Annotated in this window: 19 protein-coding genes; 5 read left to right on the top strand and 14 right to left on the bottom strand. The window is 55.4% G+C overall.

What is annotated here, in order from left to right:
* Window positions 1-122: 122 nt before the first annotated feature.
* Window positions 123-884 (top strand): class II aldolase/adducin family protein, encoded by a 762-nt coding sequence (locus tag FQ179_RS07115; RefSeq protein WP_149396508.1) that lies wholly within the window; start codon window positions 123-125, stop codon window positions 882-884.
* Between the two features lie 17 nt (window positions 885-901).
* On the opposite strand, the gene FQ179_RS07110 is transcribed toward FQ179_RS07115, so the two are convergent.
* The 12 genes from FQ179_RS07110 to FQ179_RS07055 form a co-directional block, all read right to left on the bottom strand.
* Complete coding sequence (locus tag FQ179_RS07110) at window positions 902-2,002, bottom strand: HAMP domain-containing sensor histidine kinase (protein WP_255474867.1); 1,101 nt, start codon at window positions 2,000-2,002, stop codon at window positions 902-904.
* Entirely contained in the window at window positions 1,992-2,666 is a 675-nt protein-coding gene (locus FQ179_RS07105) for a response regulator transcription factor (protein ID WP_149396507.1), read from the bottom strand. The genes FQ179_RS07110 and FQ179_RS07105 overlap by 11 nt, the downstream gene beginning before the upstream one ends.
* Window positions 2,667-2,785: 119 nt before the next feature.
* Window positions 2,786-3,259, bottom strand: a complete 474-nt coding sequence (locus FQ179_RS07100; protein ID WP_149396506.1) for a biopolymer transporter ExbD — start codon at window positions 3,257-3,259, stop codon at window positions 2,786-2,788.
* Entirely contained in the window at window positions 3,260-4,189 is a 930-nt protein-coding gene (locus tag FQ179_RS07095) for a MotA/TolQ/ExbB proton channel family protein (RefSeq protein ID WP_149396505.1), read from the bottom strand.
* A 9-nt stretch (window positions 4,190-4,198) separates the two neighbouring features.
* Window positions 4,199-5,065, bottom strand: a complete 867-nt coding sequence (locus FQ179_RS07090; RefSeq protein WP_149396504.1) for an energy transducer TonB — start codon at window positions 5,063-5,065, stop codon at window positions 4,199-4,201.
* Window positions 5,066-6,048: 983 nt separating this feature from the next.
* A complete protein-coding gene (locus tag FQ179_RS07085) occupies window positions 6,049-6,609 on the bottom strand; it encodes a hypothetical protein (protein ID WP_149396503.1) in 561 nt (186 codons plus the stop codon).
* Window positions 6,610-7,041: 432 nt separating this feature from the next.
* A complete protein-coding gene (mnhG, locus tag FQ179_RS07080; protein WP_149396502.1) occupies window positions 7,042-7,494 on the bottom strand; it encodes a monovalent cation/H(+) antiporter subunit G in 453 nt (150 codons plus the stop codon).
* Window positions 7,491-7,772 (bottom strand): K+/H+ antiporter subunit F, encoded by a 282-nt coding sequence (locus tag FQ179_RS07075; RefSeq protein ID WP_149396501.1) that lies wholly within the window; start codon window positions 7,770-7,772, stop codon window positions 7,491-7,493. The genes mnhG and FQ179_RS07075 overlap by 4 nt, the downstream gene beginning before the upstream one ends.
* Window positions 7,769-8,263: a Na+/H+ antiporter subunit E gene (locus tag FQ179_RS07070; RefSeq protein WP_149396500.1), complete on the bottom strand. Its 495-nt coding sequence runs from the start codon at window positions 8,261-8,263 to the stop codon at window positions 7,769-7,771. The genes FQ179_RS07075 and FQ179_RS07070 overlap by 4 nt, the downstream gene beginning before the upstream one ends.
* The gene (locus FQ179_RS07065; RefSeq protein ID WP_149396499.1) at window positions 8,260-9,897 is read right to left on the bottom strand and encodes a monovalent cation/H+ antiporter subunit D; all 1,638 of its coding nucleotides are present in this window, start codon (window positions 9,895-9,897) and stop codon (window positions 8,260-8,262) included. Before FQ179_RS07065 ends, FQ179_RS07070 begins: the two co-directional genes overlap by 4 nt.
* A complete protein-coding gene (locus tag FQ179_RS07060) occupies window positions 9,894-10,241 on the bottom strand; it encodes a Na+/H+ antiporter subunit C (protein WP_149396498.1) in 348 nt (115 codons plus the stop codon). Before FQ179_RS07060 ends, FQ179_RS07065 begins: the two co-directional genes overlap by 4 nt.
* Window positions 10,241-13,162, bottom strand: coding sequence for a monovalent cation/H+ antiporter subunit A (locus FQ179_RS07055; protein ID WP_149396497.1), 2,922 nt, complete (start codon window positions 13,160-13,162; stop codon window positions 10,241-10,243). The genes FQ179_RS07060 and FQ179_RS07055 overlap by 1 nt, the downstream gene beginning before the upstream one ends.
* Window positions 13,163-13,399: 237 nt before the next feature.
* Here FQ179_RS07055 and hemN point away from each other — a divergent pair, with 237 nt between their 5' ends.
* Window positions 13,400-14,821, top strand: coding sequence for an oxygen-independent coproporphyrinogen III oxidase (gene hemN / locus FQ179_RS07050; protein ID WP_149396496.1), 1,422 nt, complete (start codon window positions 13,400-13,402; stop codon window positions 14,819-14,821).
* Between the two features lie 14 nt (window positions 14,822-14,835).
* Here the strand turns inward: hemN and FQ179_RS07045 are convergent, their stop codons facing one another.
* Complete coding sequence (locus tag FQ179_RS07045) at window positions 14,836-15,222, bottom strand: YbaN family protein (protein WP_149396495.1); 387 nt, start codon at window positions 15,220-15,222, stop codon at window positions 14,836-14,838.
* Between the two features lie 66 nt (window positions 15,223-15,288).
* Between FQ179_RS07045 and FQ179_RS07040 the strand changes: the two genes are divergently transcribed.
* Complete coding sequence (locus tag FQ179_RS07040; RefSeq protein ID WP_149396952.1) at window positions 15,289-15,969, top strand: Crp/Fnr family transcriptional regulator; 681 nt, start codon at window positions 15,289-15,291, stop codon at window positions 15,967-15,969.
* Here FQ179_RS07040 and FQ179_RS07035 read toward each other — a convergent pair.
* A complete protein-coding gene (locus FQ179_RS07035; protein WP_255474866.1) occupies window positions 15,960-17,213 on the bottom strand; it encodes a hypothetical protein in 1,254 nt (417 codons plus the stop codon). The two genes, FQ179_RS07040 and FQ179_RS07035, sit on opposite strands and share 10 nt — an antisense overlap.
* Window positions 17,214-17,426: 213 nt before the next feature.
* Here FQ179_RS07035 and FQ179_RS07030 point away from each other — a divergent pair, with 213 nt between their 5' ends.
* Together FQ179_RS07030 and FQ179_RS07025 are read left to right on the top strand one after the other, a co-directional pair.
* Window positions 17,427-18,635, top strand: a complete 1,209-nt coding sequence (locus FQ179_RS07030; RefSeq protein ID WP_149396493.1) for a nitronate monooxygenase family protein — start codon at window positions 17,427-17,429, stop codon at window positions 18,633-18,635.
* Window positions 18,636-18,687: 52 nt separating this feature from the next.
* A complete protein-coding gene (locus FQ179_RS07025; RefSeq protein ID WP_255474865.1) occupies window positions 18,688-19,725 on the top strand; it encodes a peptidase U32 family protein in 1,038 nt (345 codons plus the stop codon).
* The last annotated feature ends 25 nt before the right edge of the window (window positions 19,726-19,750 follow it).

Genomic DNA, 19,750 nt, shown 5'->3' with positions numbered 1-19,750 from the left:
CAATGAAAGCAAAGGCTCTTCCATTGCCTACTGCAGCTACTGTGTTTTCCGTTATCCTACGGTGACCGATGGGCTTGGTTTTTTATGAGCGGCGTGACGCTGGCTCGATTAAGGAGTAGAGAATGCAAGAACTTTTGGAAACTGCGGATGACGTACGAAGATCCATTAACGATGCTGAGTGGAAGGTTCGTCGAGACTTGGCAGCTCTGTATCGCTTGGTCGCCCTATTTGGTTGGGATGACCTCATCTTTACGCACGTCACCGCCAAGGTGCCTGGTGAGAACCATTTTCTGATCAACCCTTACGGGATGGGCTTTGAGGATATTACGGCCTCCAGCTTAGTGAAAGTTGATCTACAGGGTCGTAAAGTATGTGATTCTCCACATGAGATCAACCCTGCTGGGTTTATCATTCACAGCTGTATTCATGCAGCGCGCAACGACGCCAAATGCGTGTTGCATACCCACTCGCTCAACGGCGTAGCCGTCTCTGCGCAAAAAAAGGGTTTGCTTCCCCTTTCACAATTCTCGTACGTGGCTCATACGAGCTTGGCCTATCATGACTTTGAGGGTTTTGCGCTTGATCCAGATGAGCAGTCGAGGCTTGTCCGCGATCTTGGTGACAAGAATTACTTTATTTTGCGCAACCATGGTTTGCTCACTGTCGGGTCGAGCATACCGCTCGCTTTCTTGAACATGCATAGGCTAGAAGCAGCATGTACTGTACAGGTGAGGGCACAAGGTGCGGAGCTCAACTTTATTCCAGACGAGGTTCAGGCCCGAGCACACACTGAATCTGCCGCTGACCGCGCCCATAAAGCTTCACTCGTTTGGTCTGGGATGTTGAGTCGGCTTGAACGTCGCAACCCTGGTTACGATACGTGAACGGATCAGCCTTGTACTTATTCTTGGCGGGTTAGCTTGGCGCCTATACGCGGCCCCGGAAAAATTACCGTTATACGCGTGCCGTCAAACGCGGGCCTGGTAGATAGCCCCCACCAGGCACCGTGAGCGCGGGCGATTTCGCGCACAATGGCCAGCCCCAAACCTGAGCCATCGTTGGCGGGCCGCGCTGATCGGTAAAACGCTTCAAACACATGTGCGCTGTCTTCGGGGGCTATGCCTTGGCCATTATCTTCGACCGCCAGCGTGGGCGGGTTGGCCGTGACGCGCAGGTTGATTACCGTGGCATCCTTTGCGTAACGCACAGCATTATCGATAAGATTGCCCAGTAGCTCTTCAAGCAGCAAGGGGTCTATATCTACCCAAACGGGCTCGCGGGGTGCCGCCAGCTGTATCTCCAAAGACGTGCTGCGCACAGAAGGGATCCATTCTGCCGCTGTTTCGCGTACCCATTCAGCCAGATCCATGCGTTTAAAGCTGTCTTGTGGCCGGGTTGAAGAGTCTACACGTGCCAGTACCAGCAATTGCTGACCCAGACGTATCATGCGATCTGTTACGGACTTGATGCGTTCTGCTCTGTCACGCACATCGTCAGGCAAGGTACGCGTGAGCATAAGCTCAGATTCAAGCTTGAGCCCTGTAAGCGGTGTACGCAATTGATGTGCCGCGTGGCCGATAAAACGTTTTTGCGCCTGCATGGAATCATCAAGCCGCAACAGCAAGTCATTAAGATGAGTGACCAGCGGAGCCACTTCTGCCGGCAGACCGGTCACATCGAGGGGCTGTAGATCTTCGATAGAGCGTTGGCTGATCTCACTGGACAACCTGTTCATGGAGGCCAGCCCAGAACGCACACCTTTGATCAGCACCCAAGCGAATACCGATACCAGCACAACCTGGCTGATGACCATGGTCCAGAAAATATCACGCAAAAGCCATTCTTGAAGGCTCATTTTGCGTGTAATGAGCCAGGTTGCTAGTAGGTCTATGCTTACCAGGACAAAAACGGCTGGAAGCAAACGCCAAACCAGATGGCGCGCAAGCGAACCCTTGGGCAGCAGGCCTTCGCGGCGTTTGGGACTGGGGGTTTTAGTCTGCACTGCCCGCTTCAAGAAGATAACCAAAACCGCGTACAGTTTGTATGGTTGCGCCCGAGCCTTCAAGACGCTTGCGCAGCCGGTAAATATAGACCTCAACCGCGTTTTCGCTGAAATCGGCGTCCCAGGCAGATAGCGAGTTAACGATTTGCCGCTTGGTAACTACCCGGCCTGCACGTGCCATAAGCATTTCTAGTACGGACAGCTCGCGTACAGAAAGCGGCAGACGCTCGCCATGTACACGTACTTCACGCCCGACCGAGTCAAAGCTTAGGGCCCCTGCCTCAATGGTGGGTTGAGCCTGCCCGGCACGGCGGCGTCCGAAGGCACGAACCCGGGCGGCCAGCTCGGCCAACTCGAACGGTTTGGTAACGTAGTCGTCAGCCCCCGCGTCAAGCCCCGCGACACGATCTTCAACACCATCGCGAGCGGTAAGAATAAGCACAGGCACCTGTTCGTTGCTGGCCCGAAGCCTGCGGAGGATATCAAGGCCACCTGTACCCGGGAGGTTAAGGTCAAGCAGCAATAAGTCATAGCTTTGGCCGGCAACGGCACTTTGCACCTGATCGCCATCGGCAAGCCAGTCAACGGCGTAGCCTTGTTCGATAAGGAATTCTTGCAGGGCGTGACCCAATGTGGCGTCGTCTTCAATTACTAGTAGTCGCATACCGTGATTCTATCCTGAAGATGCCTGAAAGGCGCTCCCTTAAAAGCCAACTGCCCGTCAGTTACAAACCTGACGGGCAGTTGAATACATAGCAAACTACGGTGTTGGGACCTATGGACCTATGGTTTGGCGGCACCTGCTGGTTGCTCAGCCTTTCCGTTGGCCGGTGCTGCGGCGTCAGTACCGGGGCGAGTTATGAACCCCAGTCGTTTGAGCCCTGCTGCCTTGGCGCTGCTCATAACCTGGGCAAGCACCTCGTAGCGTGTGTTGAGATCAGCGCGAATACGCAACTCGGGCTGCGGGTCATGGGCTGCTTCAGCGGCAAAGCGTTGTTTGAGATCAGCAGGTGCCACAGGCTGTTCGTTCCAGAACATAAGACCATCGGCATCGACAGCGAGGTCAATAGTAATGGGATCTTGCTCGACAGGCTGGGCGGTGGCTTGCGGCACGTTGATCTTGATCGAATGACTGAGCAAGGGGGCCGTGATAATAAAGATAACCAGAAGAACCAGCATGACGTCAATAAGCGGCACCATGTTGATTTCATTGACGGTGCTACTGCCCGCCTTGCTGTTGAAACTGCCGAATGCCATTTAGTTTCCTTTGCTGGTGGCAACTGCCATGCGGCGACCCTTGCCATTCCATTCGAAGGCCTGTTGGCCGGTAGACAAAAAGGTGAACAAGTCATGGGCAAATGCATCAAGCTTGGCCAGATAGACTCGGTTGCTGCGAACAAAACCGTTGTAGGCGAGCACAGCCGGAATCGCCACCGCGAGGCCAAGCCCCGTCATGATCAGCGCCTCGCCGACCGGGCCCGCAATACGATTAATAGTGACGCCGTCAACTGACAGGCCAATACCGACCAGGGCGTGATACACCCCCCACACCGTGCCGAACAACCCCACAAAAGGGGCGGTGGATCCGACGGAGGCGAGCACGGTGAGGCCATTTTCGAACTTGGCTGTTTCTTCGTCAATGACTTTGCGTATGGTGCGCGTGACAAAAGCCCCGGTTGAGCCTTTCTCTTCAAGCTTAAGTGCTCCATATTTAGCGTGATGCTTCTGTGCATGAATGGCATGACTGGCCAGATGGGCGAAAGGCTCGGTGGCACCATGTGTGGCGATCTCGTTTTCGACCTCGTCGAGCGAGCTGGCAGCCCAGAATTCTCGCAAGAACTTGTTGGAACGGCGATGCACGCGCATGTTGGTAAACGACTTGACGAAAATAAGATACCAGCTGATCAGCGACATGAATACAAGAATGCCAAACAGTGACTTGCCCACCATGTCGCTTTGCGAAATAAAGTGAAGCATACCGTCTGGGGCTGCTTCTGCAGCCAACGGGCCGGCTGTGGTCGGGGCTGCTGCGGCACCCGACTGCAAGGCAGTGCCAGCATCCTGTGCGACAGTGCCTGCCCCTTGCGTTACCGCATCGGCTCCCTGCATGACGGCGTCAGCGCCCTGTGCCACTGTGTCGCTTACTTGTGCGAGCACGTGCAATGCGCTATTGAGTAAATCGAACATTCGTCGGTCCTATAGAACAAAATCAAAAGGTATGTCGGCGAGAGCCTGGTAGGCGATGCCGTTTTCTGTATATGGCTTGAATCGGGCACTACGAGCGGCCTTCAACGCAGACTGATCGAGCCGGTCGTGACCGGAGGACCGCTGCACACTCGCTTTGAGCACCGAACCATCTGCCGCAATAAGCACCCGGATCAGCACACGCCCTTGCTCACCCCTGCGCTGAGACATGCGCGGGTACTCGGGCATGGGGCGTTTGCCCATGTAGTCAACCCTGCCGATGACGCGTGGTCGGTTAGGATCAACAGGCCTGGACGGCGCCTTGGGCACAGCAGGCGTGGCGGCGTTGCCTGATGGTGCTGCCGCAGGTGCCTCTTTGAACACCGGCTTTTCGACGGGTTTAGGCTTGGGCTGTGGTTTAGGCTTGGGCTTGGGCTTTGGCTCTGGCTTAGGCTTGGGTGGAGGTGGAGGCGTTATGGCCTCGGGTTCCGGCTTTTCGACCACGGGCTCAGGTTCGGGCTCTGGCTCAATAACAGGCTCAGGCGTGGGCTCTGGTTCGATGATGGGTTCTGGCTCGGGTTCAGGCTGTGGCTCGATCACAGGCTCGGGCTCGATGATGGGCTCGGGCATAACCTCTTCCCACTGCTCAGGAGCGGGGATATCGGCCTCTGCCTCCTCTTCAGAGGGTGCGGCATCAACGATATCGTCAGAGATTTCAACGAATCGGATTTCGACTGATTCAGGAAGCTCAATCTGGCTTTTGGGTGGGGAAGCAATAATGGCAGCCAAGACGGCAAGATGCAGCCCTATAGCGGCCGACGCCCCAACAATTTTAGTTAGGGTGTGGCGAGAATTTGCTTGAACTCGAGGAAACGACATTGGTCCAGCGGTAAAAAATGGGTTGTACGACCGTAAGCAGGAAGCACAATCCGCTATTGGCAAGTTCCGGATAGTATCATTAATGCGAACGATTCGCAATAATACTTATTGCATCAGGGTGGAGCCTGCGTAAGCGCACTTTTGTGCCATATTCGCAGCAGTCAGGGCTGGCTTTCGCACTTGCGAAACCTATGCATCTGCAGCTATATCCAATCATGGTAATACTGCTTGCCGTCAAAGGCTCCATTCTATTTGATACTGGTTAGATCAATTGAGGCGTGAGGCATTGCAGCGTTTGCTCATACAACGTTTGATCGTTACCCTACACGCTGTGTCGGCCAAATATGATCATAATAATCAATGAGATGGCGTATTCAATTGTCTGAATAGCATAGCTATCTTCAACGGCCGTTAAAAAGACAGGGTTACCAGAGGACATCTTCAGTTTAGCTATTTGTCTGTTGTCATAAATGACAAAAATATAGCTATAACTGCCAATATCTAAATGACTCAACGTGGCGAGTTTTGCTTTCTCAGGAGCCTGGTGTCTGAGGACACAGTTCCGGCCAGGGCATTTGAGGCGTATAACAATATGGCAGGGGGCGCATCGGGTTACACGAATGCTGCCGGCACACCGTGGCAAGTATCGGTTGAGGTAGAGAGCGACTGCACCGGAAAAAGGTTTCACTCTTTCGATATTGTTTCACCGAAAAAGGGCTGCGCTCGACCGACGTTGATGCGCCGGTCTAATGTGCAGAGGCCGACAGTGGCTAGCGAGACGAAGCAACCACCGAGAGCGAGCAAATTTGAGGTTGCCGCAATCGGTGGTGTCAATCGAATCAGGAAACAAGGCGTGGAGGCTCGGCTCAACCATCAACGCCTGCTGAAATCGGTTGCCTACTGTTGCGCCATCCCAGTGTCAGAGACGGGCGTGGGCGTCTCAGTTCAACCAACTATCAACGCCTGCCGAAATCGATTGTCTGCTATTGCTTCATCCCGGTGCCTGGGACGGGCGTCGGCACAGTGCTTCCCGACATGTTGCCCTGGGTTGAAACACCCGAAGATCCTGAAACACTCGATGCCCCGGTGGAACCGACCGTGCCCTCAACGTTGGTGGGCCCCTGTGTTGAGGGTGTGGCCGGTACCGTAAAGGTTTCTTCACGTAACACTCCGCCTGAGTCCACACTGCCAGCTACCGTTGAGTTCGGATTGGTCATAAGTTTGACGCAGTCTGCTTGTTTATCCGCAGGCAGTTCCTTGCAGCGGTCAAGCTGGTTTTGCTTGAACGAGGTATTGCCGTCGGTAAGGCGGTGGCGTCGGGCCTCTTCACGAGCCGCTCCGGCCTCTTGGAGGCAAGTGGCTTTGTCCTGGTTGGTCTGACCGGCATTGCAGCGCGCCACGTCATTTTGGTACTGAGCCTGGATTTCGCTATCGGTCGCGGCCAAGGCGCTGCCAGATAGCGCATAACCTGCGGCGCATGCGGCAATAAGCGCGGCGCGCACTAATGTGGTGTAGCTCGAGCAGGTTGGGTGAGGTTGCTTCATGTTTTTTTTACTCCTTGTCTAGTCGACGGAAAGGGCTCATCGCAGATTGTGTCAGCACATTTCGTGCCTGCCCCCAAAAGTGAGCCCAAGGCAGGCGGGGCGAGGCGAGGCAAGCAGGGCGAAGCAAACCAGGCAAGTGAGGTAAGTGAGGCAAACCAAGCAATCCAAGTTACCAAACTGCCAAGTAATGAAGCAACCAATCGACCAAATAACCAAGCAAGGAACCAAGCAAGGAACCAAGCAAGCTGAGCCAAGCAAGGTAAGCCAAGCAAGGTAAGCCAAGCAAGGTAAGCCAAGCAAGGTAAGCCAAGCAAGGTAAGCCAAGCCAAGCAAGGTAAGCCAAGCAAGGTAAGCCAAGCAAGCCAAGCCAAGCCAAGCAATCAGGCGGTTACCTGCACCACGTGCCTGAGAGTCTCCAACCCGCAAATGTAATTATTGAGTTTTGGTGCTGGGTGCGTCGTTGATCGCCGGATTAGCCCTGATCGTGTCGGGTTGGTCAGCGGCATCGCTTGAGGGCTGATGGTCATGGCTGGCAGCCGTGTCCGTCGAATGTACATTAACCTTGGCCTGTTTTTGCGCCGCCACTTCGTGTGGCTTGCGCACAATGGCGGCGCGCACCAGCAAAATAGACGTAACGGGTGAGGTGATCACCAGAAACACGGTGATCAATATAGGATGCACGATTAACCTGCCATCAGATGCAAATACATACAAAATGGTGGCCAGAAGAATGGCAAATACGCCCAAGGTGTTACCCAGGGTTGGGGCATGCACGCGCGAGAAAAAAGTGGGCAGCCTGAGCAGGCCAGCGCACCCAATTAACGTGAGCAAGCCGCTAATTACCAGCAACAACGCTACCACGATGGACACCAATGTTTCTATCATGGCTCAATGACCTCACCGCGCAGCAAGAACTTAGCCATGGCCACCGTGCCTACAAAGCTAAACAGGCTGATCAGTAGAGCAATATCAAAATACAGGGAAGAGTTTAGGTGCAGCCCCAACACCAGTAAGATAAGCATGCCGTTGATATACATGGTATCAAGAGCCAATACGCGATCGGGTGAGGCGGGGCCGCGCAGCAGGCGAATGGCGGCTATTGCCATGCCTGCGGTATAGCAGCCAAGTGCGAAAAGTGCGGCCCAATAAACGATGCTGTTCACTCGAATATCTCCAGTAGTGGGCGTTCGTAGCATTGCTGAATAATGTTCAGCCACAACGCTTCTTCTTGCAAGTCCAGTACGTGCAGCGTTAACAGATTGTGTTCTTCTGAGTAATCGGCCCATACGGTGCCGGGCGTGTAAGTGACGATGCAGGCCAGGGCAGCAAGTGCGTGTGGGTCTTTGATACGCAGTGGTATATCGATAAAGCCCGGTGACGCGTTGGCACGTGGGCCCAAAATAATGATGCGGGCCACAGCCACATTAGATTTGGCAATATCAGCGGCAACAGCCATGGCAAGCTTGAGTATGACCAGTGGATGTCGAGGGCGTGCGTGGAGCGGCCGCAGTCGGGACGCGTGCAGCGCCCATGACAACGCCAGAGCAAGTAGGGCTCCTATGGCGATGTCGGCAGGCGCAACACTGTCATTAAGCAGTATCCAGAGCACCAATAACAAAAAAGGCAGTACCAGCGCATTCAAAAAGCGGATCATGGTTTGCCTCCATTTGTGACGTCGCGCACGGGGTTCTGGCTGACGACGGCATCGATGTATGACGCTGGCTGGTCGAGATAGGCGGCAGTTTCTTGCAAATAGTTGAGAACAGGCCCAGCCCAGATTGCCAGGGCAACGCAAGACAACACAAGCACGCCTACCGGCCCTGCCTCGCTGATGCGCAATCTTGGGGTATTGGTATCGTCGGGGCTCCAGAACAGGCGGATGCCCGTGCGGCTGAAGGCGATAATGGCTACCAGCCCCGATATCAGCATACCAGCAACAAGCGACCACGCGGCAACGGAAGGCGTGTCGGTAGAAGAGGTTTGCAGCGCCGCAGACACCAGCGAAAATTTCGCGACGAAGCCGGCCAGTGGCGGTAGACCCGCGATCAGCAGGCCGCAGGCGATAAACGCCATACCCAAAAAGGCCATGGCTGCCGGAATGGCCACCCCCACAACGTCATCTGATTGATCAGGCGACTCGGGGTCTTCAAGCTCGAAGGCTTCCTGGCTGACTGCGAGCAGGTCAGCACCGAAAGTTTGCGTGCGCTCTATCATTTCAAGCAACATGAAGAAAGCACCCATAGTGAGTACCGAGACAATCAGATAGAACAGCGCCGGGCCGGTAAGCGTAACGCCTGGCATGCCCAGTGCGGCCAGCAATGTGCCTGAGGACATGATGACGCAATAGCCCGCTTGCCGTTCTATTTGCGGTGCAGCCAGCAAGCCAATGGCGCCGAACGCCATCGTGGCCATGCCAAGCGGGAACATCCACTCGCCACCAAATGCGGCAGGCGCGCCGGTGGGCAGAAGTAGAGAGCCTATACGCACCAGTGCATAAATGCCCACTTTGGTCATGATGGCGAAAATGCCCCCGACCGGTGGGCTGGCATTGGCATAGGCGGCAGGCAGCCAGAAGTTGAGCGGCCAGGCAGCCGCCTTGATAAGTAGCGCTATACCTAGAATGGCAGCGCCTGTTTCAAACAACTGGCGCTGGCCACCTTCGAGCAGGCCGGCACGAATGGCAAGCTCAGCCATGTTGAGGGTGCCGGTAATACCGTAAATGAGCGCAATCGAAATCAGAAGCAAAAATGACGCCACCAGATTGACGACGATGTAATGCATGCCTGCGGCTACTCGTGCCTTGCCTGAGCCGTGCAGCATGAGGCCATACGAGGCAGCGAGCAGCACTTCAAAGAATACGAACAGGTTAAAGAGGTCGCCGGTGAGAAAGGCCCCATTCAGGCCCATGAGCTGAAACTGAAATAGAGGGTGGAAGTGCACCCCCGAGCGATCCCAGCGGGCAGTGGAATAAACCCACGCGGCAGCACCCAGCACCGCAGTAAGCACCAGCATGATGGCTGACAGCCGGTCGACCACAGCCACGATGCCAAACGGAGCGGGCCAGTCACCGAGCAAATAGACCCCGACACCGTTATCCCAGTCGCTGGAGATGTAGCCCGACGCCATGCCAAGCAGCATGATGCCGACAAAAAGCTGGGCGGCGATCGAACCAGCGCCTAGAGCCAGTTTAAGCCGGCGGTGCTTCTCGTCGAACAAAAGCATAACCGCACCGACGATAAGCGGCACGACAACGGGCATAATGGGGAGATGCTGCATCCAGCCGGTCATGATGATCGGTTCTCCCTTCCGTCAACGTGGTCATTGCCTGAAAGCCCGCGCGATGCCAACAGCACTACCAGAAACAATGCGGTCGTGGCAAAGCCAATGACAATGGCGGTTAAAACCAGTGCCTGCGGCACGGGGTCGGCATAGAGGTTGGCGTCTGCGCCCCAATTGCCATTAATAACTGGCGGCGCATCAAGCGTGATGCGCCCCATGGCAAAAATAAACAGGTTGACGGCATAAGACACCAGTGACAGCCCCATAATCACTTGAAACGTGCGGGGGCGTAACAATAGCCAGATCCCCGAGCCTGAAAGCACGCCTATGGCCAGCGCAAGAACGGCTTCCATCAGGGGCCCTCACTTTGTTGGATGGCGCTAGCCGCCGGTTTGCGATGAATTCTGAGTGACTGGTGAGCCAGGGCAACCAGCATAAGTACCGTGGCACCCACAACCAGCATGTACACGCCTATATCAAATAACAAGACACTAGAGAGGTGTACGTGGCCGATCAGCGGGAGTGTTATGTCACGGGTAATGGCTGAAAGAAAAGGCTTGTTTGCCCAGAGCACGGCGGTAGCGGTGATGCCCGCAGCCAGCAGACCAATGGCGATCCAATAGCGTGGATGTATACGTGGCCGGGATTCGACCCAGATAATGCCGCCAACCATGTACTGCAGAATAATGGCTGTGGCCATGATCAAGCCGCCGACAAAGCCGCCTCCAGGCAGATTATGGCCGCGTATCAGAAAATACAGAGAAATAAGTACCGCCATGGGCAGCAGCAGACGCACCAGCACGGCAGGCACTCGCATAACCCCGTTTGGTACGGATGCCTGCGGGTCTGGATCGGAAAACTCACCCAGTAGCCTGTCGTTGCGAGGCTCGAGCCGGCGCGCGCGCGGCAGCGACATGCTTTCGGGAGGCGGACGGAAGCGCCTGAGCAGCGCGTATACCGTTAGTGCGACAATGCCCAACACGGTGATTTCGCCAAACGTATCAAAGGCGCGGAAGTCGACGAGAATAACGTTGACCACGTTTGAACCGCCGCCCAATGCCTGCGATTGCTCCACAAAAAACGATGAAATACCCGAAGGATGAGGGCTGGTGAGCAAAGCATAGGCGAGTGCAGCCATGCCTGTGCCGCCGATAACAGCGATGATTAAATCGCGGAAACGCCGTACGAACGCCCGCAGTTTGCTTTGCAAGGGCGGCGGCTCGTCATCACCGTAGATACGGGGCGGCAGCCAGCGCAGGCCAAGCAGCAGCAATACAAGCGTGACCACCTCAACGGCCAACTGTGTAAGAGCAAGGTCTGGGGCTGAAAGCCAGGCGAACGTCAGCGCAGTTACCAGGCCAGCCCCACCCGAAAGCAGTAGCGAAATGCCGCGATGGTATTTGGCCTTGCGCGCCGCGCCAATGGCGCAGGCACCGCCAGCCAGCCACATCAACAGGAAAAAGGGGTTGATGGGTGTATAAACCTCGGGTTGCAGCCAGCCGCCGGGCAACAGTGGCAGCATGGCAACACTAAACGTGAGTGCCACGATAATGAGAATTTGCGGCTGTTGACGCGCTGAGCGGGTCCAGTCGAGCAGAAACGAGGCAGCAAGGTCTATGCCTTCGAGCAGTAGCTCGAAGCTTCGGCGGCCATCAAGCTTGTAGATAAGTGGCGTTGCGCCAGGGTGCTTGCGGTGACGGTGACGCAGCAGCCATAACAGCAATATGCCCCCGAACAGCGCAACGAAACTCATGGCCAATGGCAGGTTGAAACCATGCCAGATGCGTAAATCGTAGGAGGGTGTGGCCTTGCCGGTAATACTGATGACGGCATTGTGCAAGAAAGGCCCCACCGTGTAACGCGGAAATATTCCCACGACCAGGCAAGTTAATACCAGAATTGCGCTGGGTATCAGCATGCGCTTGGGTGGCTCGTGCGGAGAACGCGGGAGATCGCGCGGAGCCGGCCCGAAAAATACTTGGGCGATAAATCGCACCGAGTAGGCCACGCTGAAAGCACCAGCAATGACGGCAACTGCAGGAAGCCCCACGTGACTAAACCAGTTGTCGCCCATCACAACGGTTTCCGCGAAAAACATTTCTTTGGAGATAAACCCGTTCAATAGCGGCACGCCAGCCATCGAGGCAGCGGCCACGATGGCAAGCGTTGCGGTAATGGGCATACTTCGATACAGCCCCGACAGGCGGGTAAGGTCTCGTGTGCCCGTTTCATGGTCTACGATGCCTGCCGCCATAAACAACGACGCCTTGAACGTGGCGTGGTTAATCATGTGGAACACAGCTGCCACCAGTGCAACCGCGCTGTTCATGCCCAGCAGCAGCGTGATCAGCCCAAGGTGACTGATGGTGGAATAGGCCAGCACACCTTTCATGTCTGTTTGAAACGTGGCCGCGTAGGCACCCAGCGTTAGCGACAACAGGCCGGCACCGCCTATGATCCACATCCACTCGTCAGTGCCCGCCAGCACAGGCCAGAACCTGGCGAGCAGGAAAACACCTGCCTTGACCATGGTGGCCGAGTGCAGATAGGCCGAGACTGGCGTAGGAGCGGCCATGGCATTGGGTAGCCACACATGGAAAGGAAACTGTGCACTCTTGGTGAGCGCGCCCAGGGCCACCAGAATGAGTATCGTGAAATACCACGGGTGAGTGCGGATCAAGTCGCCCGAGGCAAGCACGGTATCAAGGTCGTAACTGCCTACGATGTGGCCCAGCATGAGCATGCCAGCCAGCAGGCAAAGACCACCTGCACCGGTAATAGTGAGCGACATGCGCGCGCCGCGGCGGGCATCGAGCCGGTGGTACCAGTAGCCGATGAGCATGAACGACGAGAGACTGGTGAGCTCCCAGAAAATGACGAGCTGAATAAGGTTGCCTGATAGCACTACCCCCAGCATCGAGCCCATAAAAGCCTGAAAGAATGAGAAAAATCGCGGTACAGGGTCGGCCGGCGAAAGATAGTACCGGGCATAAAGCACGATGAGCGCGCCCATGACCGTGATAATCATGGAAAACAGCCAGGCAAAGCCGTCCATGCGCAGCGCAAAGTTAACACCGAGGCTGGGTATCCAGGGCACGGTGGCTTTGACCATTTGGCCGTCGCCCACATCCGGAAAATAACTTAATACCAGTAGCGCGCACACAACCGATACTGCGCCGGCCAACCACGCTTCGAGCTTTTGTGCGTTAGTAGGCAGCAGGGCAGCAACAATGCTGCCTGCAAACGGGAGGGCGAGAATGAGTACTAGCAACATCGGGGGTGAGCTGGGCCGGCAAATTCAGGGAGGAGGCTTAATAATACAATGTGAGTTGGTCAGCTTTTAGTAAGCTGGCAGAAAATTACGCTTTACGGTCAATTTCTACCGTTATTCTCTCAATTGATGCAGATCAAGCTGTAGGGGCGGGATAGGTTTCACAATAACGCATAGTCCGTGCCATGCGCGCGGTGCATTAACGTGGGTCGCGCAAATCGGCCTGTATGGAGCAAGGCAATGGATGCCAATCACCCACTAAATATTCACAACGCCATCGCATTACCTGATATTGAATTCTCTGAGGCGCTTGTGCGCCGCTTTGACAGCTCAGGCCCCCGTTATACCTCTTACCCGACGGCAGACCGCTTCAACCAGGGTTTTGACGAGCATTCGTATATTGACCATTTGTCACGCCGCGCTACGGCGCCAAGCAATCCACCGTTGTCGGTATATTTTCATCTGCCGTTCTGTGAGCAGCTGTGCTATTTCTGTGCCTGTAACAAAGTCATCACACAAGACCATAGCCGTACCACCAAGTACTTGCAGTATCTTGATATAGAGATGGAGCGGGTTGCAGGCTATCTGGGCAATGATCGCAAAACCGAACAACTGCACTTGGGGGGCGGCACGCCTACCTTTCTTACTGCCGATGAGCTTACAGGGTTAATGAATTCCGTGCGCCAGCATTTCGAATTTACCCCTGACGCCGAGCTGGGGGTCGAGATCGACCCGCGTACGGTTAACGAAAAGACGCTGGCCATGCTGGCCGGGCTGGGGTTTAACCGCACCAGCTTTGGTGTGCAAGACTTTGACCCTGACGTTCAGGCAGCGGTAAACCGCATTCAGCCCGTAGAAATGGTAGAGCGGGCACTCAAGGCCAGTCGTGACGCGGGTTTTGAGTCTATCAATGCCGACCTCATTTACGGGTTGCCCAAACAGACGCTAACCAGTTTTGCCCGTACGCTGGATGAAATCGTACGCTTGTCGCCGGACCGTATCGCACTCTATAACTATGCGCATCTTCCGACACGCTTCAAAGCCCAAAGGCTAATTCAGCCTGAAGACCTGCCTTCCGCCGAGACCAGGCTGCAGATTTTTCTGATGGCGACCCGTCGTTTGCTTGAGGCCGGCTATGTGTATATTGGGCTGGATCACTTTGCCAAACCTGATGACGAACTTAATCTGGCACGGCTCGACAAAAGCCTGCATCGCAATTTTCAAGGCTACACAACGCGGGCCGACTGTGATCTGATCGGCTTTGGTGTGTCGGCTATCGGCAAAGTGGGGGCCTCGTACAGTGGCTCGGTGCGCAGCGTCAATGCCTACTACCAGGCGCTTGATGAAGGCCGGCTTCCTACAGAGCGTGGGTTTGAGCTTTCATTCGATGATGTCTTGCGCAGAGACGTAATTATGACGCTGATGTGCAGCATGCCACTCGATTTTGCCAAGCTTGATCAACAGTACGGCATTGTTTTTGAAGAGTACTTTGCTCAGGAGCTGGCAAAGCTGTCGCAATTTTACGAGGCTGGGCTTATTGTCCTGGCAGACAGAGTGCTAAATGTTACGGCCAAGGGCCGGATGTTTGTACGTGGCGTAGGCATGCTCTTTGACAAATACCTGGGGCAGCCAACGGTGTCGACCTACTCGAAACTGATCTGAGTGGCCTGACAGATTTAGGCTGAAGGGGGGCGGTTGGTTTCTTTGCCGGCGGTTTTCATTTTTAGCAGATACCAGGTAACGCCTATGCCAGGAATAAGCAACAAGGGGCGTACCCAGCTTAGCGGCACGTACCAGGCAGAAAACGCCAGCGAGGCCCAGAGCATCACGATGGCCACAATTTTGGAGCGTAGCGGTATGCCCTGGCCAGTCTGGATGGCAACTAGGTATGGGCCAAGATGACGGTTGCCGATCAGCAGGTTGTTCATGCGCGTAGAACTGCGCACATAGCAGGCAGATGCGAGCAACAGAAAAGGCGTCGTCGGCAGCAAGGGCACGAAAATGCCCACAATGCCCAGTATGAGGGCGATGGTGCCGATGACATTAAGCAGTAATTTGGTCACTATGGGTGCGTGGCTGTGCCTGTGGACTGGCGTCAGATAATGGACGCATCTGAGGATTCTAGCAATATGGCGACGGGCAAAGTAAGGGTTCAAGAGTTTCTAAGCAGACTACCCCTGTTTAACGAGGTGTCAGAGGCCGAGCTCGACCGTTTGGCGGCTGGCACGACCGAGGTCAAGGTCGCGCGTGGTGAAATGATCTTCCGTCGCGGAGACCCCTGCCTAGGGCAGCATTCGGTTGTTTATGGTCAAGTCAAGCTGCTGCTGGTTTCTCCCACTGGTGGTGAGAAAGTCGTGCGACTGATCGGGCCGGGCGGCAGCTTTGGCGAAGCGCTGATGTTTCTTGGCAAAGACTATGTGGTCTCTGCAGAGGCTCTGGTCGATTCGCTGTTGCTGCACGTCAGCAGGGCCGCGATTATGCAAGAGATCGAAAACGATAGTGGGTTTGCGTGCAAGATGCTGGCTAGCCTCAGCCAGCGTCTGCACAGCTTGATGAAAGACGTGGAAGCCTATTCATTACGTTCGGGCACCGATCGTGTGGTCAGCTATTTGTTAAAGCATGGGTGCGAGCAAGATGATTGTTCTTTCCGGCTTGAAACCAGCAAGACAGTGATTGCATCGCGGCTAAACCTGACTCCTGAGCATTTTTCTCGCATTCTTCATGACCTGGGTGGCAGGGGGCTGATTACGGTCAAGGGGCGAGAAATTATTATCCCTGACCGGGCTGCACTGGAAAACCATCAAGACTGAGCGGCTTGCCCCAGCGTTTCACGTATTTTTCGCTTGGTTGACACCAGCAGCCGTAAGGCGTGCAGCATATGCATGAGCAGCCAGGCGGCTGACACCAATAGCACCAGAGCACCCGCCCGTGCCGTGTACGGAACCTGCAAGCTGGCTGCGATAAGCAGCAATACGGCCAGCAGATGCACGACAAACTGCTGTTTGGCCTTTTGGTCTGGAATCATTTGCTTGACCTTGGGGATGAAAGGCAATGCCACCTGCAGGCCACGCTGGCAATGAAACCATGTTAGAAACGGCACAATTTTATATAGCATGCCGTTTACCGCCGACCAGGCAAAACCCACAATAAATAGCACGGCAAGGGTGACCGACATATCAGTGCCTGTTAGCTGCTGTGCCAGCCACACGGGAGCACAGGCCGCCAGGCAGATCATTGCGGTGCGCCAGAACAGGGTGGTGGCATCGGGCTCTGGCCGTTTGCGTGTCCAGATCAAATAAAAGGTTTCGCCGGCAAATACCAGGTAGGCCACAATTAAAAGCATTTGCACAATGATGTCGAGGTCGGCACTGCCCCAGCCCATTACCGTAAACGTGTGCGCGAGCAGCAGCACGATAATTGTTGGCGTCAGCCAGCGCGTAATGGTCTTCGGATACAGCTCGGTAACCTGAAACATGGGGATAAGCTGAAACGACATGGCAATGACCAGCAAGCCTATCCAGCCCAGCAGCCCCCAAGCGGCGTGAAGATCAGTAAATACGCGGTTGGGCGTTACCGACGCACCCAACTGGCCGGCCAGCGAAGCGCCAATCACCAGTGTGACCAGCAGCGCAACCAGCGCAAACCGCACACCTGCCAGAATTTCAACCGAACCTTTAGACGCGTTTTTGCGATGTCGCCACCAGCCGCCCACCACAGCGGTGGGAAGCCATAGCAAGGCAATGGTCAGCAACGCCACGGCAACGTGGTACAGCCAGGGCGTGCCAACCAGAAACGCCGCCACCAGGGCCAGTGTGCCCAGGCCCAGCCCGATATGTACCACGGTGGCAGTAAGCCGTGGGGCAAGAATGTGTATGTTGGTGGCTACAGGCAGTATCTGCATCATGGCGCCTGCCATGGCATGCGCCAGTGCGCCCAGCGTAAACAGATGCGTCAGCGCCAGCGCCTGTGGCGTCCAGCGAGAAACAAACGCCATGGGGCCGGTCCACAGCAGCAGCAATGCAGCCAACAGCACAAACAGAGGGGTGCTGAACATGAATCGCAGCGGAACACTTGGTGCGGGAGAGTTATTCAGGGAAAGTGCGCGCTGCATGGCTTGCCGGACCAGAGTTGAGTGAAAGATGCCCGATTGTAAGACAGGGCTTAGTCTAAACGCCTTAACTTTGATATTAATTAAGGAATCAAGCGCCAACTGCCTGCATAGTGGCACTTGCGCCATTGTGCAAAAAATTTGGTAAGGACATTCATCGTGTTGCAGACTGTATTAGATCGGCTGAAGATTAAGGGCAAATCGCTGTTACCCATCGTGCAAGGTGGCATGGGGGTGGGCGTATCGGCTCACAGGCTCGCCGGCAGTGTGGCAGCGCTCGACGCGTTCGGAACCATCTCCAGCGTCGATCTGCGTCGCCATCACCCCGACCTCATGATAAAAACTGGTAAATCGCGGGACAGGGCACTGATTGACGCGGCCAACCTCGAGGCACTCGATCGCGAAGTAAAGGCCGCTCACAAGCTGGCAAATGGCAAGGGCATGGTCGGTGTAAATATCATGCGCGCCGTGTCCGAGTACGCCTCATACGTACGCCAGGCCTGCGAAAGCGGCGCAGACGCCGTGGTTGTGGGCGCGGGCTTGCCGTTAGACCTGCCCGAACTTACCTCGAACTTTTCGAAGGTAGCCATTATCCCCATTCTTTCTGATGTGCGTGGTATCGGGCTGGTGCTCAAAAAGTGGATGCGCAAGCAAAGATTGCCTGACGCCATTGTCATCGAAAACCCCAAATACGCAGCCGGTCACTTGGGTGCGCCTACGCCTGAAGGCCTGAATAATCCTAATTTTGCGTTTCCGCATGTGCTTGAGGGCACTCGTCAACTGTTCAAAGACCTGGGCCTCGAAAGCGAAAATATCCCGCTTATCGCTGCCGGGGGCGTTAATTCGCACGAGCAGGTGCGTTTGCTGATGGGCATGGGCGCCAATGCCGTGCAGCTGGGTTCGGCGTTTGCCGTCACCGAAGAAGGCGATGCACACCCCAATTTCAAGAAAGTGCTGGTTGAGGCCAGGCCCGAAGACATCGTTACGTTCATGAGTGTCGCAGGTTTGCCTGCACGCGCAGTGCGCACGCCCTGGCTTGCAAGCTATCTGGCACGAGAAGAAAAACTGCAGCGCGCCGCCAAACAGCGTCCGTGTACGGTTGGCTTTGACTGCCTTGTTTCGTGTGGTTTGCGTGACGGCATTGCCAAGCACGGTCAGTTTTGCATTGATACGCGGCTTGCCTTCGCGTTGGCGGGCGATATAGAGCGTGGCTTGTTTTTCCGTGGTTCTGAAAAGCTGCCCTTTGGTAATGCCATTCGCTCGGTGCGTGAACTCGCTGACTACCTGCTCAACGGTGTTAAACCTGTACTCAATGTCGTGTCCAGGCCTACAGTGCATGAGGCTGAACCGGCTCTGGCGCTTGCCTAAGCACGTATCTCTGTAACGATTTCATTGCATTTAAGTAGTAGCGGCGTAAATCATGCAAACAAACTTTCCGGCATCTGCGGCAGATCAGCCGCAGATGGAGCTCGTATGCCCTGCAGGCAGTCTTCCTGCCCTTAAGGCAGCGGTCGACAATGGCGCAAACTGTGTGTATCTGGGTTTCAAAGATGCCACCAATGCGCGTAATTTCGCTGGCCTCAATTTTGATGAGAAGACCATCAACGAAGGCATACGGTATGCACACGAGCGCGGCTGCAAGGTCTTGCTGGCGCTAAATACCTACCCACAGCCTTCAGGCTGGCAAATGTGGCGTGAGGCTGTCGATCGTGCGGCGGGTTCTGGCATAGACGCCATGATTGTGGCTGACCCGGGGCTCATGCAGTATGCATGTGAGCGCCATCCTCACATGAGGTTGCACCTTTCGGTGCAGGGTTCGGCCACCAACCACGACGCCATCAATTTCTATCACAAGCATTTTGGTATATCGCGGGCCGTATTGCCGCGCGTACTTTCCATGCCACAGGTAGAGCAGCTCGCTGAAAACACACCGGTCGAAATTGAAGTGTTTGGTTTTGGCAGCCTGTGTGTCATGGTCGAAGGCCGTTGTGCGCTGTCGTCGTATGCCACAGGCGAGTCACCCAACACGCATGGGGTGTGTTCGCCTGCCAAGGCGGTGCGCTGGCAAGAAACACCACAGGGGCTTGAGTCGCGTCTTAACGGTGTGCTTATTGATCGTTATGACGATGGCGAAAACGCCGGCTACCCCACGCTGTGTAAAGGGCGCTTTGATGTGGCCCAAGAAAGCTACTACGCCCTCGAAGAGCCCACCAGCCTGAACACGCTTGAATTGTTGCCGCGATTGGCGCAAATTGGCGTGCGCGCCGTCAAGATCGAAGGCCGTCAGCGCAGTCCGGCTTATGTCGCGCAAGTTACGCGTGTGTGGCGCGAAGCCATAGATCAGTGCCTGGCCAATGCCGCACGTTACTCGGTCAAGCCGGTGTGGATGAGTGCGTTAAACAAGGTGGCTGAAGGGCAGCAGCATACGCTGGGTGCGTATCACCGGCCCTGGAAGTAATGCGGGCACGCGTCATTTAAGTAGG

The organism is Pusillimonas sp. ANT_WB101, assembly GCF_008369125.1.
Taxonomy (GTDB): Bacteria; Pseudomonadota; Gammaproteobacteria; order Burkholderiales; family Burkholderiaceae_B; genus Allopusillimonas.
The sequence above is the reverse complement of the archived record's forward strand: the minus strand, read 5'-3'. Positions and strand labels throughout refer to the sequence as shown.